This is a genomic window from Planomicrobium okeanokoites (genome assembly GCF_003428875.1).
Lineage (GTDB): Bacteria > Bacillota > Bacilli > Bacillales_A > Planococcaceae > Planococcus > Planococcus okeanokoites.
On sequence record NZ_QQRS01000011.1, the window covers coordinates 12,899 to 24,467 of the forward strand.

Genomic DNA, 11,569 nt, shown 5'->3' on the forward strand with positions numbered 1-11,569 from the left:
TTCCCTCCTTATCCTAATAGCTCTTCTGTAGTTTTACCGCGAAGTTTTGCAACTTCATCAGCACTTTTCAGTTGAGTCAAACCGTTGATTGTTGCACGCACCATGTTGATTGGTGTGTTAGAGCCAAGAGATTTAGACAAAATATCCTGTACTCCTGCAAGCTCAAGTACCGCACGGACTGGTCCGCCGGCAATAACTCCTGTACCAGGTGAAGCAGGTTTGATAAGGATTTGGCCTGCGCCAAAACGTCCTGTTACTAGGTGTGGAGTTGTACCTTTAACCATAGGTACTTCGATCAGGTTTTTCTTCGCATCTTCAATAGCTTTACGGATTGCATCTGGAACTTCTTGTGCTTTCCCAGTACCAAAACCGACTTTACCATTTTTGTCGCCTACAACAACTAATGCGGAGAAACGGAAACGACGTCCACCTTTTACAACTTTCGCTACGCGGTTAATCGTAACTACGCGTTCTTCAAGTTCAAGTTTGTTTGGATCAATACGACGCATGAAATGTGTCCCTCCTTCTTTTAAAATTCTAAACCATTTTCACGTGCTGCTTCTGCTAGAGCTTTAACACGTCCGTGATATAAATAACCACCGCGGTCAAAAACAACCGATTTCAAGCCTTTTTCAGTAGCTTTTTTCGCAATTGTTTCGCCGACTTTAGTTGCTGCTTCAACGTTGCCAGTTACATCTCCGGAAAAATCTTTATCCATTGAAGATGCGCTTGCAAGTGTTACACCGTTTGTATCGTCGATCAATTGAGCGTAAATGTATTTATTCGAACGGAATACGTTCAAACGCGGACGTTCTGTCGTACCCGTAATTTTTGAACGTACACGTGCATGACGCTTTTTACGAGATGCATTTTTATCGAGTTTCGTAATCACTGAGGTCACTCCTTTCAGCCTGCCTAAGCAGCATTATTTACCTGTTTTACCTTCTTTGCGACGAACTGCTTCGCCTTCGTAACGGATCCCTTTGCCTTTATACGGCTCTGGCGGACGCGTAGCGCGGATGTTTGAAGCAAGAGCTCCAACACGTTCTTTGTTGATGCCTTTTACGACAACTTTTGTGTTTCCTTCGACTTCAACTTCAACGCCCTCTTCCGGAGTGAATTCAACCGGGTGAGAGTAACCTACGTTAAGAACCAATTTCTTGCCTTGCAATTGAGCACGGTACCCGACACCCACTAGTTCAAGTCTGCGCTCGAAACCTTGTGAAACGCCTGTAACCATGTTCGCTAGCAATGCACGGCTTGTTCCGTGGTTTGTGCGGTGGTCTTTAGAGTCGGAAGGACGTGTCAAAGTCAACACGTTATCTTCTAGAGAAATAGTGATATCTTGGTTAAATGCGCGAGTCAACTCGCCTTTAGGACCTTTAACTGTTACTTCGTTCTTGTCGCCAAGAGTGATCGTAACGTCAGAAGGTACCTCGATTGGTTTTTTACCTACACGTGACATTTCTTTGCACCTCCATTCGTTTGTTGCTTATTACCAAACGTATGCTATGATTTCTCCGCCGATTTGTTTCGCGCGGGCTTCTTTATCAGTTACCAAACCTTGTGATGTCGATACTAAAGCGATTCCTAGACCGTTTAGTACGCGTGGCACCTCGTCAGTTTTAGCGTAAACACGTAGTCCTGGTTTTGAAATACGTTTCAATCCAGTAATAACGCGTTCGTTGTTAGCTCCGTATTTCAAGAAAATCCGGATCATGCCTTGCTTGTCATCTTCAACATATTCAACGTCACGAACGAAACCTTCACGCTTAAGAATTTCAGCGATGTCTTTTTTCACATTAGAAGCCGGAAGCTCCAATTTTTCGTGACGAACCATATTCGCATTACGAATGCGTGTCAGCATATCTGCAATCGGATCAGTCATTGTCATTACATTTACCTCCTTCCCAAATTAGGGGATTACCAGCTGGCTTTTTTAACGCCAGGAATTTGTCCCACATATGCAAGTTCACGGAAACAAATACGGCAAAGTTTAAATTTGCGTATTACAGAATGCGGACGTCCGCATCGTTCACAGCGTGTGTACTCTTGTACCTTAAACTTTGGCGTGCGTTTTTGTTTTGCGATCATAGATTTTTTAGCCACGTTTACGCCTCCCTCACGTTTACTTTTGGAACGGCATTCCGAATTGTGTCAATAACTCACGAGCTTCTTCATCAGAGTTCGCAGTTGTTACAATTACGATGTCCATCCCGCGTACTTTCGAAACTTTATCATAATCGATTTCAGGGAAGATCAATTGTTCTTTCACGCCAAGTGTGTAGTTGCCGCGGCCGTCGAATGATTTATTCGAAACACCACGGAAGTCACGAACACGTGGAAGTGAGATAGCAATCAATTTATCCAGGAAGTCATACATACGCTCTCCGCGCAGTGTAACTTTACATCCGATTGGCATACCTTCACGAAGACGGAAGCCAGCGATAGATTTCTTAGCTTTAGTGATCACTGGTTTTTGACCAGAGATTGTCTGCAATTCTTCAACAGCTGAATCAAGTGATTTAGTGTTTTGTACTGCTTCACCGACACCCATGTTGATAACGATTTTATCAACTTTTGGAGCCTGCATGACTGATTTATATTCAAACTTGCTAACTAGAGCAGGAGTGATTTCATTCACATATTTTTCTTTTAGGCGGTTCATGTGTGTACCTCCCTTCATTCAAGAGTTTTAGTTATCTAATTTGTCACCGGATTTTTTTGCAACACGAACTTTTTTACCATCTTCAACCTTGTATCCAACACGAGTCGGCTCGCCTGATTTAGGGTCAAGCAACATTACGTTTGAAACGTGGATAGCTGCTTCCTGGCTGACAATTCCGCCTTGCGGGCTTGCCTGGTTCGGTTTTGTGTGTTTTTTGATGATATTGATACCTTCAACGATCACACGGTCTTTTTTAGGTAGAGCAGTCAAGACAACGCCTGTTTTGCCTTTGTCTTTTCCTGAGATCACCTTAACTTTGTCACCTTTTTTAACATGCATTCTGTCGCACCTCCTTGGTATAACACATTGATTTATTAAAGAACTTCAGGAGCAAGTGAAACGATTTTCATGAAGTTGTTGTCACGTAGTTCACGTGCAACAGGTCCGAAAATACGAGTTCCGCGTGGACCTTTGTCGTCACGGATAATGACGCATGCATTTTCATCAAATTTGATGTAAGTACCGTCTTTACGACGAGCCCCGCTTTTCGTGCGAACGATAACAGCCTTAACGACTTCACCCTTCTTAACAACGCCACCTGGTGTTGCTTTTTTCACGGTACAAACGATTACGTCACCGATGTTTGCAGTCTTGCGACCAGAACCACCAAGTACTTTAATCGCTAGTACTTCACGAGCACCCGAGTTGTCTGCAACTTTTAAACGACTTTCCTGTTGGATCACTTAGGTAACCTCCCTCCGGAATTTCTTAAGTTCCGAAATTATTTAAATTAAATGATAACCGCTTTTTCTACCACTTCTACTAAACGGAAACGTTTTGTAGCTGATAGTGGGCGAGTTTCCATGATGCGAACGATATCGCCGATTTTAGCTTCGTTTTGCTCATCATGAGCTTTATATTTCTTCGAGTATTTTACACGTTTGCCGTAAAATGCATGCTTCTTTTGAGTTTCAACCATTACTGTAACGGTTTTGTCCATTTTGTCAGACACAACACGGCCTGTGTATACTTTGCGTTGATTACGCTCAGTCATACTAGCAAACCTCCTCTCGATTTATCAGTTGTTTCCACTGAGTACTCTTTCGTGAATCACAGTTTTCATACGGGCAATCGCTTTACGTACTTCGCGGATGCGAGCAGTATTTTCTAATTGACCAGTAGCCAATTGGAAGCGAAGGTTGAAAAGCTCTTCTTTCAGTGATTTCACTTTTTGTTCGATTTCAGCAGTGGTTAGGTCACGGATTTCATTAGCTTTCATTCGATTCACCACCAATTTCTTCACGTTTTACGAACTTGGTTTTAACCGGAAGTTTGTGAGATGCAAGGCGCAATGCTTCGCGTGCCACTTCTTCAGATACTCCAGCAAGTTCAAACATTATTTTACCAGTTTTTACTACGGCTACCCAGCCTTCAGGTGAACCTTTACCAGAACCCATACGAACCTCAAGAGGCTTTTTCGTATATGGCTTATGCGGGAAAATTTTGATCCATACTTTACCGCCACGTTTCATGTAGCGAGTCATGGAAATACGAGCAGCTTCGATTTGGCGGTTAGTGATCCAAGATGATTCCAGTGCTTGAAGACCGTATTCGCCGAATGCGATTTCTTTGCCGCCTTTAGCTTCACCGCGCATCTTGCCTCGGTGCTCACGACGATATTTAACGCGTTTAGGCAATAACATATTATTTGCCTCCTTCCTCAGATTTCTTCTTAGTTGGAAGGACTTCACCGCGGTAGATCCATACTTTTACGCCAAGTTTGCCGTAAGTTGTGTCAGCTTCAGCATGTGCATAATCGATATCGGCACGAAGCGTATGGAGCGGAACAGTACCTTCACTGTAGTGTTCAGCACGCGCAATGTCAGCGCCGCCTAGACGTCCAGATACTTGAGTTTTGATCCCTTTAGCGCCAGAACGCATAGTGCGCTGGATTGCTTGTTTTTGTGCACGACGGAAAGACACACGGTTTTCCAATTGACGTGCAACACTTTCAGCAACTAGTCTCGCATCAAGGTCAGCTCGTTTGATTTCAATGATGTTAATGTGTACACGCTTGCCAGTCATTGTATTAAGCTGCTTGCGAAGTACTTCTACTTCAGAACCACCTTTACCAATTACCATTCCTGGTTTCGCAGTGTGAATTGTTACGTTTACACGGTTTGCAGCGCGTTCAATTTCGATTTTGGAAACTGAAGCTTCTTTCAAACGTGCTTCGATGTATTCACGGATCTTAATATCTTCGTGAAGAAGTGTCGCATAGTCTTTCTCAGCGTACCATTTTGACTCCCAGTCACGAATGATTCCGATACGCATACCTATTGGATGTATTTTTTGTCCCACGAATTATCCCTCCTTCTTCTCAGATACCACTAATGTGATGTGGCTTGTACGTTTATTAATTGCGCTTGCACGTCCCATTGCTCTTGGACGGAAACGTTTCAATGTTGGACCTTCGTCAACGAATACTTCACTGACAACCAGGTTGTTCAGATCCATTTCGTAGTTGTGTTCAGCGTTTGCAGCTGCAGATTTCAACAATTTCTCAATAACGATCGATGATGATTTTTGAGTATGTTGTAAAATCGCAACAGCTTCGCCAATTTGCTTGCCTCGGATTAAATCTACTACTAAACGGACTTTACGAGGAGCAATACGTACTGTTCTAGCGACAGCTTTTGCTTGCATGGGGAAATCCTCCTCTCAATTAACGTCTTGTTTTCTTGTCATCTGCGCCATGACTAGCATATTTGCGTGTTGGTGCAAATTCTCCTAGTTTATGGCCGACCATGTCTTCAGTCACGTAAACAGGAATGTGTTTGTGACCATCGTATACTGCGATTGTTTGTCCGATGAATGTCGGGAAAATTGTAGAACGGCGAGACCAAGTTTTGATCACTTGTTTTTTCTCAGAGTCCTTTTGTGCATCAACTTTCTTCAAAAGATGATCATCAGCAAAAGGTCCTTTTTTCAAGCTGCGGCCCATTTGGGATCCTCCCTTCGTGATTGCACCACGGTTCTTTCAGCGAACCGCAGCGAAATCAAATTATTTTTTACGACGACGAACGATAAATTTATCGGATTTATTCGTTTTCTTACGTGTTTTGTATCCAAGAGTCGGTTTGCCCCATGGAGACATTGGTGATTTACGTCCGATTGGCGAACGTCCTTCACCACCACCGTGTGGGTGATCGTTAGGGTTCATTACAGATCCGCGGACAGTTGGGCGATTGCCTTTCCAACGGTTACGTCCTGCTTTACCAATGTTAATCAATTCGTGCTGTTCATTTCCTACTGCACCGATTGTAGCGCGGCAAGTGGCAAGGATCATACGAACTTCGCCTGATTGCAGACGGACTGTAACGTATTTACCTTCTTTACCAAGAATTTGAGCAGAAGTTCCTGCAGAACGAACTAGTTGTCCGCCAGCACCTGGCTTCATTTCAATGTTGTGGATTGTAGAACCCATTGGGATGCCTGACAATGCCATAGCATTACCTGGTTTGAAATCCGCTTCAGGGCCTGACATGATTTGCGTTCCAACGCCTACTCCTTTAGGAGCAAGGATGTAACGTTTTTCTCCGTCAGCGTAATGGATCAATGCGATGTTCGCAGAACGGTTAGGATCGTATTCGATCGTAGCAACGCGGCCTGGAATGCCATCTTTGTTACGTTTGAAATCGATGACACGGTATTGGCGTTTATGTCCACCACCGTGATGGCGTACAGTAATTTTACCTTGGTTGTTACGGCCGCCTTTACGCTTCGTTGGTTGCAAAAGCGATTTCTCAGGCTTGTTCGTTGTGATTTCTTCGAAATCCGAACTCGTCATGTTACGACGACCGTTAGTGGTAGGTTTATATTTTCTAATTCCCACGTTGTTTCCCTCCTTCTTTAGTTAGTTCCTATCAGAACTTAGAGAATTAAATCTCGAACAATTCGATTTCTTTTGAGTCAGCAGTCAATTTCACAATCGCTTTGCGGCGCTTGTTAGTGTAGCCTGCGTGTTTGCCCATGCGCTTGAATTTACCTTTGTAGTTCATGATGTTGACTTTCTCAACTTTCACGCCAAAGATTTCTTGAACCGCTTGTTTAACTTGTGTTTTGTTTGCGCGAGTGTCCACTTCGAAAGTGTACTTCTTATCTGCCATTACTTCAGAAGAACGCTCAGTAATGACCGGACGCTTTAGAATATCACGTGCTTCCATTAACTAAGCACCTCCTCAATTTTTTCGATTGCAGCTTTCGTCATAACAACTTTATCATGTCCAAGAAGATCTAGAACATTGATGCCAGTTGCAGAGATTACTGTCATACCTTGGATGTTGCGGGCAGACAATGCTAAGTTTTCGTTAACATCCTCTGTTACGAACAATACTTTTTTGCCCAATGAAAGGTCATTCTGCAATTGCAAGAAAGACTTTGTTTTTGGAGCGTCAAAAGTTATTCCTTCAAGTACCATCAGGTTTTCGTTCACTACTGTCGAAGACAAAGCTGAACGCATTGCAAGACGGCGTACTTTTTTAGGCAATTTATAGCTGTAGCTGCGTGGTGTTGGTCCGAAGACAATACCACCGCCACGCCATTGTGGTGAACGGATCGAACCTTGACGGGCACGTCCAGTCCCTTTTTGGCGCCATGGCTTTTTACCGCCACCGGCTACTTCAGAACGGTTTTTTACTTTATGGTTACCTTGACGAAGTGAAGCGCGTTGAGCGATTACAGCGTCAAATAGTACTGATTCATTTGGTTCGATACCGAAAACGTAATCGTTCAACTCGATATCTCCAACTTGTGAACCTGTTTGATTTAATAAAGCTACTTTAGGCATTCCTGTTTCCTCCTTTCTTCAAAAAATAATTATTTAGCTTTGATTGCTGTTTTCACACGAATCAATGCTTTGCGAGATCCAGGAACATTACCTTTAATAAGAAGCAAGTTACGCTCAGTATCAACTTTCACGATGTGAAGGTTTTGAATCGTAATCGTAGTGCCACCCATTTGACCAGGTAATTTCTTCTGTTTGAATACACGGTTAGGAGCAACCGGACCCATTGAACCAGGACGACGGTGGTAGCGTGAACCGTGACTCATTGGTCCGCGTGATTGTCCGTGGCGTTTAATAACACCCTGGAAACCTTTACCTTTCGTTGTTCCTGTTACATCTACTACATCGCCTTCTGCGAATACATCAACTTTGACTTCCTGACCAATCTCGTAATCAGCTAAGTTTACATTGCGAAGTTCGCGAATGAAGCGCTTAGGAGCAGTGTTAGCTTTTGCGACGTGTCCTTTAGAAGGTTTGTTTGAAAGCTTTTCGCGCTTGTCTTCAAAACCTAGTTGGACTGCTTCATAGCCGTCAACCTCAACTGTCTTTTTCTGAAGCACTACGTTTGGAGCTGCTTCAATTACAGTTACAGGGATTAAATCACCGTTCTCAGCAAAAACTTGCGTCATACCGATTTTTCTACCTAAGATTCCTTTGGTCATTTGTCACACCTCCTGCAAATTTTTGTGTTTTCTATTTCGTTTACCGATTAAAGTTTAATTTCAATGTCAACGCCAGATGGTAAATCCAATTTCATCAATGCATCTACAGTTTGTGGTGTAGGATTGACGATATCGATCAGACGTTTATGTGTGCGCATTTCAAATTGCTCACGAGAATCTTTGTAGATATGGACTGAACGCAGGATCGTGTATACAGACTTTTCAGTCGGCAACGGGATCGGCCCCGAAACACTAGCACCTGAACGTTTTGCAGTTTCCACGATTTTCTCAGCAGACTGATCTAGAATTCTGTGATCATATGCTTTTAAACGGATACGAATCTTCTGTTTTGCCATTATTTTCCCTCCTTTTCGCCTATTTTTGATAGACATTCTCCACGAAAATTTTCCAATCACTCGCCATGGCAAAGCGGCCGGGTGTATCGGTAACCTCTCGCTTCATCGCAGTCAAAGACCAACATTCACCATTATACAAAATAAAAAAGAACTTCGCAAGTGTTTCCACGAAATTCTTTTCAATTCGCTTTTATTAGTATAGCAGGATTTTCTTGAGATTCAACCTATACGCTAATAGTCCGAACATTTCTTTCTTAACCAAGCAACATTACAGCAATCCAGCCGAAAATGACGAGCGGGATATTGTAGTGGATGAACGTCGGAACAACGGTGTCCCAGATATGATTGTGCTGGCCATCCACGTTCAATCCTGCGGTCGGTCCAAGCGTCGAGTCTGATGCCGGTGAGCCTGCATCACCCAGAGCGCCGGCTGTGCCGATCAATGCGATGATTGCAATAGTGGAAAATCCGAACTCCATGCTCAGTGGAACGAATATTGCCGCAATGATAGGTATTGTGGCGAAGGATGAACCGATGCCCATCGTTACAAACAATCCGACAATCAGCATCATCAATGCAGCCAAGCCTCTATTGCCGGCAAACAAGTCAGAAACACTTTCCACCAACGGTTCCACTGCTCCTGTCGCTGTAATGACTGAAGCAAATCCATTCGCCGTGATCATAACGAATCCGATAAATGCCATCATGCGCATCCCTTCGGTCAGCACATCGTCGGCTTCCTTCCATTTCATCGCGCCGAACACATACAGCACAATGATCCCCGCAAGCGCTCCAACAATCATCGAGTCTGTTTCAATCTGCGCATACAGCGCTGCACCCAAGGCGATGATTGTAACAATGATATCTTTGATCGATGCCGTTTTAATTCGGGTTTCTTCTATAGAAGAAGTTTCATGGTAGTCGCGCGGTTTGCGGTAGGAGATGAAGACAGCAATGATCAGACCTACGGCAAGGCCAGCCACCGGCAGCGCCATCGCTCTTGGAATATCCGCCATCTCAATCTCCAGTCCCGCAAGCGCCATTTGGTTTGCCAGAATCTCATGGAAGATCAAACCAAAACCATAAGGCAGTAAAATATAAGGAGCAGTCAATCCGAATGTAAGGACCGCAGCTATCAATCGACGGTCAATCCGTAATTCATTCAAAATATGAAGAATCGGCGGAACCAATAAGGGGATGAAGGCGATATGAATTGGTATCAGATTCTGTGAAAAGATCGCCATTGATAAAAGCGCCAGCACGATCAACGCCTTCGCCAAACCTTCCCTCGTCGCCTGGCCGTCTTTGTTTACTATCTTCAATACACCCTGCACTAGCAGCTCCGGAATACCGGTGCGTGAGATTGCTACCGCAAATCCTCCGAGCATGGCATAACTCAGAGCTATTTCCGCCCCTTCTCCAAGTCCCGACGTAAAGGCGCCTATCGTATCCATAAACGGAAGCCCGCCACTCAGTCCTCCTGCAAGCGCTCCGATAAGCAGCGCAAATACAACATTCACTCTTAATAGACTTAATAACAACATGACCAATACGGCCACTATAACTGCATTCATAACAAAAAACTCCTTTAGTTTGCTAAAGCATTAAAGCACAACAATTAAAATATCAAATCAGCTTTAACTTGTCAAACGACTGGTTCTGATAATTACCCAGTTTTCTTTTATGTATAGCTGCCCAGTTTTGATTAGAATATAAAAAAATCCCTGCCTCATGAAGAGACAGGGATTTTTACATTTAGCAGGAATTACTTCTGGATTGTAGCTACAACGCCAGCGCCTACAGTACGTCCACCCTCACGGATAGAGAACTTAGTTCCTTCTTCTAGTGCGATTGGAGAGATTAGCTCAACATCCATTTCGATGTTGTCGCCAGGCATAACCATTTCTACACCTTCAGGAAGGTTACAAACACCAGTTACATCAGTTGTACGGAAGTAGAACTGCGGACGGTAGTTTGTGAAGAATGGAGTGTGACGTCCACCCTCTTCTTTTGAAAGAACGTATACTTCAGCTTTGAAAGTTGTGTGTGGAGTGATTGTGCCTGGTTTAGCCAATACTTGTCCACGTTGGATGTCATCACGGGAAACTCCGCGAAGAAGTGCACCAATGTTATCGCCAGCTTCAGCATAGTCAAGCAATTTACGGAACATTTCTACACCTGTAACAGTTGTAGATTTAGCTTCTTCGTTGATACCGATGATGTCAACGTTATCGCCAACTTTAACTTGTCCACGCTCAACACGGCCAGTTGCAACCGTACCACGGCCAGTGATAGAGAATACGTCCTCTACAGGCATCATGAATGGCTTGTCAGTGTCACGCGGTGGAGTTGGGATGTACTCATCAACTGCGTTCATCAATTCCATGATTTTTTCTTCGTATTCTGCATCTCCTTCAAGAGCTTTAAGAGCAGAACCTTTGATGACAGGAATGTCATCGCCAGGGAAGTCATATTCAGATAGAAGGTCGCGAACTTCCATTTCAACTAGTTCAAGAAGTTCTTCGTCGTCTACCATGTCGCATTTGTTCATGAATACTACAAGGTAAGGAACACCTACTTGACGTGAAAGAAGGATGTGCTCACGAGTTTGTGGCATTGGGCCGTCAGCAGCAGATACTACCAAGATCCCGCCGTCCATTTGTGCAGCACCAGTGATCATGTTTTTAACATAGTCAGCGTGTCCTGGGCAGTCAACGTGTGCATAGTGGCGAGTAGCAGTTTCGTACTCAACGTGAGAAGTGTTGATTGTGATACCGCGCTCTTTTTCTTCTGGTGCGTTATCGATTTGGTCGTAAGAACGAGCTTCCCCGCCTGACGCTTTAGCAAGTACTGTAGCGATTGCTGCAGTCAAAGTTGTTTTACCATGGTCAACGTGACCAATTGTACCAATATTAGCGTGTGTTTTTGAACGGTCAAATTTAGCTTTACCCATTAGAAAAGTCCTCCTCATAATTTAAGTTAATTTTTTTAACTTGCTGTGCCGGAATAATAGGGCCCTATCATTCCTGGCATACAA

Annotated in this window: 21 protein-coding genes; all 21 read right to left on the reverse strand. The window is 43.8% G+C overall.

The window, feature by feature from the left end; translation table 11 throughout:
- Positions 1–8 precede the first annotated feature (8 nt).
- The 21 genes from rpsE to tuf all read right to left on the reverse strand — a co-directional run bounded on the left by rpsE (position 9) and on the right by tuf (position 11,485).
- Positions 9–509 (reverse strand): 30S ribosomal protein S5, encoded by a 501-nt coding sequence (gene rpsE, locus D2910_RS15000; RefSeq protein WP_084242176.1) that lies wholly within the window; start codon positions 507–509, stop codon positions 9–11.
- A gap of 20 nt (positions 510–529) precedes the next feature.
- Positions 530–892, reverse strand: coding sequence for a 50S ribosomal protein L18 (rplR, locus tag D2910_RS15005; protein ID WP_084242177.1), 363 nt, complete (start codon positions 890–892; stop codon positions 530–532).
- A 33-nt stretch (positions 893–925) separates the two neighbouring features.
- A complete protein-coding gene (rplF, locus tag D2910_RS15010) occupies positions 926–1,465 on the reverse strand; it encodes a 50S ribosomal protein L6 (RefSeq protein ID WP_084242178.1) in 540 nt (179 codons plus the stop codon).
- Between the two features lie 30 nt (positions 1,466–1,495).
- The gene (gene rpsH, locus D2910_RS15015) at positions 1,496–1,894 is read right to left on the reverse strand and encodes a 30S ribosomal protein S8 (RefSeq protein WP_084242179.1); all 399 of its coding nucleotides are present in this window, start codon (positions 1,892–1,894) and stop codon (positions 1,496–1,498) included.
- Between the two features lie 29 nt (positions 1,895–1,923).
- Positions 1,924–2,109 (reverse strand): 30S ribosomal protein S14, encoded by a 186-nt coding sequence (gene rpsN, locus D2910_RS15020; RefSeq protein ID WP_084242180.1) that lies wholly within the window; start codon positions 2,107–2,109, stop codon positions 1,924–1,926.
- Positions 2,110–2,128: 19 nt separating this feature from the next.
- Positions 2,129–2,668 (reverse strand): 50S ribosomal protein L5, encoded by a 540-nt coding sequence (rplE, locus tag D2910_RS15025; RefSeq protein ID WP_084242181.1) that lies wholly within the window; start codon positions 2,666–2,668, stop codon positions 2,129–2,131.
- 27 nt (positions 2,669–2,695) lie between these two features.
- On the reverse strand, positions 2,696–3,007 hold the full coding sequence (gene rplX, locus D2910_RS15030; protein WP_084242182.1) for a 50S ribosomal protein L24: 312 nt from the start codon (positions 3,005–3,007) through the stop codon (positions 2,696–2,698).
- A 35-nt stretch (positions 3,008–3,042) separates the two neighbouring features.
- Positions 3,043–3,411 carry a 50S ribosomal protein L14 gene (gene rplN, locus D2910_RS15035; protein ID WP_036803916.1) on the reverse strand — a complete coding sequence of 123 codons (369 nt, stop codon included), beginning with the start codon at positions 3,409–3,411 and terminating at the stop codon, positions 3,043–3,045.
- Between the two features lie 47 nt (positions 3,412–3,458).
- Entirely contained in the window at positions 3,459–3,722 is a 264-nt protein-coding gene (gene rpsQ, locus D2910_RS15040) for a 30S ribosomal protein S17 (RefSeq protein ID WP_084242183.1), read from the reverse strand.
- Positions 3,723–3,746: 24 nt separating this feature from the next.
- Positions 3,747–3,947, reverse strand: coding sequence for a 50S ribosomal protein L29 (gene rpmC, locus D2910_RS15045; RefSeq protein ID WP_006828936.1), 201 nt, complete (start codon positions 3,945–3,947; stop codon positions 3,747–3,749).
- Positions 3,937–4,371: a 50S ribosomal protein L16 gene (gene rplP, locus D2910_RS15050; RefSeq protein WP_084242184.1), complete on the reverse strand. Its 435-nt coding sequence runs from the start codon at positions 4,369–4,371 to the stop codon at positions 3,937–3,939. Before rplP ends, rpmC begins: the two co-directional genes overlap by 11 nt.
- Before the next feature lies 1 nt (position 4,372).
- Positions 4,373–5,029 (reverse strand): 30S ribosomal protein S3, encoded by a 657-nt coding sequence (gene rpsC / locus D2910_RS15055; protein ID WP_071152057.1) that lies wholly within the window; start codon positions 5,027–5,029, stop codon positions 4,373–4,375.
- A 3-nt stretch (positions 5,030–5,032) separates the two neighbouring features.
- On the reverse strand, positions 5,033–5,374 hold the full coding sequence (gene rplV, locus D2910_RS15060; protein ID WP_084242185.1) for a 50S ribosomal protein L22: 342 nt from the start codon (positions 5,372–5,374) through the stop codon (positions 5,033–5,035).
- Positions 5,375–5,393: 19 nt separating this feature from the next.
- Positions 5,394–5,672: a 30S ribosomal protein S19 gene (rpsS, locus tag D2910_RS15065; RefSeq protein WP_033542795.1), complete on the reverse strand. Its 279-nt coding sequence runs from the start codon at positions 5,670–5,672 to the stop codon at positions 5,394–5,396.
- A gap of 60 nt (positions 5,673–5,732) precedes the next feature.
- Positions 5,733–6,563: a 50S ribosomal protein L2 gene (gene rplB / locus D2910_RS15070; RefSeq protein ID WP_084242186.1), complete on the reverse strand. Its 831-nt coding sequence runs from the start codon at positions 6,561–6,563 to the stop codon at positions 5,733–5,735.
- Between the two features lie 46 nt (positions 6,564–6,609).
- On the reverse strand, positions 6,610–6,894 hold the full coding sequence (rplW, locus tag D2910_RS15075) for a 50S ribosomal protein L23 (protein ID WP_071152061.1): 285 nt from the start codon (positions 6,892–6,894) through the stop codon (positions 6,610–6,612).
- On the reverse strand, positions 6,894–7,517 hold the full coding sequence (gene rplD / locus D2910_RS15080; protein WP_084242187.1) for a 50S ribosomal protein L4: 624 nt from the start codon (positions 7,515–7,517) through the stop codon (positions 6,894–6,896). The genes rplW and rplD overlap by 1 nt, the downstream gene beginning before the upstream one ends.
- Before the next feature lie 29 nt (positions 7,518–7,546).
- On the reverse strand, positions 7,547–8,176 hold the full coding sequence (gene rplC / locus D2910_RS15085) for a 50S ribosomal protein L3 (protein WP_084242188.1): 630 nt from the start codon (positions 8,174–8,176) through the stop codon (positions 7,547–7,549).
- 47 nt (positions 8,177–8,223) lie between these two features.
- Complete coding sequence (rpsJ, locus tag D2910_RS15090) at positions 8,224–8,532, reverse strand: 30S ribosomal protein S10 (RefSeq protein WP_033542800.1); 309 nt, start codon at positions 8,530–8,532, stop codon at positions 8,224–8,226.
- Positions 8,533–8,786: 254 nt separating this feature from the next.
- Entirely contained in the window at positions 8,787–10,106 is a 1,320-nt protein-coding gene (locus D2910_RS15095) for a Na+/H+ antiporter family protein (protein WP_117314081.1), read from the reverse strand.
- A gap of 191 nt (positions 10,107–10,297) precedes the next feature.
- Complete coding sequence (gene tuf, locus D2910_RS15100; protein ID WP_117314082.1) at positions 10,298–11,485, reverse strand: elongation factor Tu; 1,188 nt, start codon at positions 11,483–11,485, stop codon at positions 10,298–10,300.
- Between the last annotated feature and the right edge of the window lie 84 nt (positions 11,486–11,569).

Bases quoted from the DNA above. Each gene is read 5' to 3' on its own strand.
- rpsE (WP_084242176.1), bottom strand. From the start codon at position 509: ATGCGTCGTATTGATCCAAACAAACTTGAACTTGAAGAACGCGTAGTT.
- rplF (WP_084242178.1), bottom strand. From the start codon at position 1,465: ATGTCACGTGTAGGTAAAAAACCAATCGAGGTACCTTCTGACGTTACG.
- rpsH (WP_084242179.1), bottom strand. From the start codon at position 1,894: ATGACAATGACTGATCCGATTGCAGATATGCTGACACGCATTCGTAAT.
- rplE (WP_084242181.1), bottom strand. From the start codon at position 2,668: ATGAACCGCCTAAAAGAAAAATATGTGAATGAAATCACTCCTGCTCTA.
- rplX (WP_084242182.1), bottom strand. From the start codon at position 3,007: ATGCATGTTAAAAAAGGTGACAAAGTTAAGGTGATCTCAGGAAAAGAC.
- rpsQ (WP_084242183.1), bottom strand. From the start codon at position 3,722: ATGACTGAGCGTAATCAACGCAAAGTATACACAGGCCGTGTTGTGTCT.
- rpmC (WP_006828936.1), bottom strand. From the start codon at position 3,947: ATGAAAGCTAATGAAATCCGTGACCTAACCACTGCTGAAATCGAACAA.
- rplP (WP_084242184.1), bottom strand. From the start codon at position 4,371: ATGTTATTGCCTAAACGCGTTAAATATCGTCGTGAGCACCGAGGCAAG.
- rplV (WP_084242185.1), bottom strand. From the start codon at position 5,374: ATGCAAGCAAAAGCTGTCGCTAGAACAGTACGTATTGCTCCTCGTAAA.
- rpsS (WP_033542795.1), bottom strand. From the start codon at position 5,672: ATGGGCCGCAGCTTGAAAAAAGGACCTTTTGCTGATGATCATCTTTTG.
- rplW (WP_071152061.1), bottom strand. From the start codon at position 6,894: ATGGAAGCACGTGATATTCTAAAGCGTCCGGTCATTACTGAGCGTTCT.
- rplD (WP_084242187.1), bottom strand. From the start codon at position 7,517: ATGCCTAAAGTAGCTTTATTAAATCAAACAGGTTCACAAGTTGGAGAT.
- rplC (WP_084242188.1), bottom strand. From the start codon at position 8,176: ATGACCAAAGGAATCTTAGGTAGAAAAATCGGTATGACGCAAGTTTTT.
- rpsJ (WP_033542800.1), bottom strand. From the start codon at position 8,532: ATGGCAAAACAGAAGATTCGTATCCGTTTAAAAGCATATGATCACAGA.
- D2910_RS15095 (WP_117314081.1), bottom strand. From the start codon at position 10,106: ATGAATGCAGTTATAGTGGCCGTATTGGTCATGTTGTTATTAAGTCTA.
- tuf (WP_117314082.1), bottom strand. From the start codon at position 11,485: ATGGGTAAAGCTAAATTTGACCGTTCAAAAACACACGCTAATATTGGT.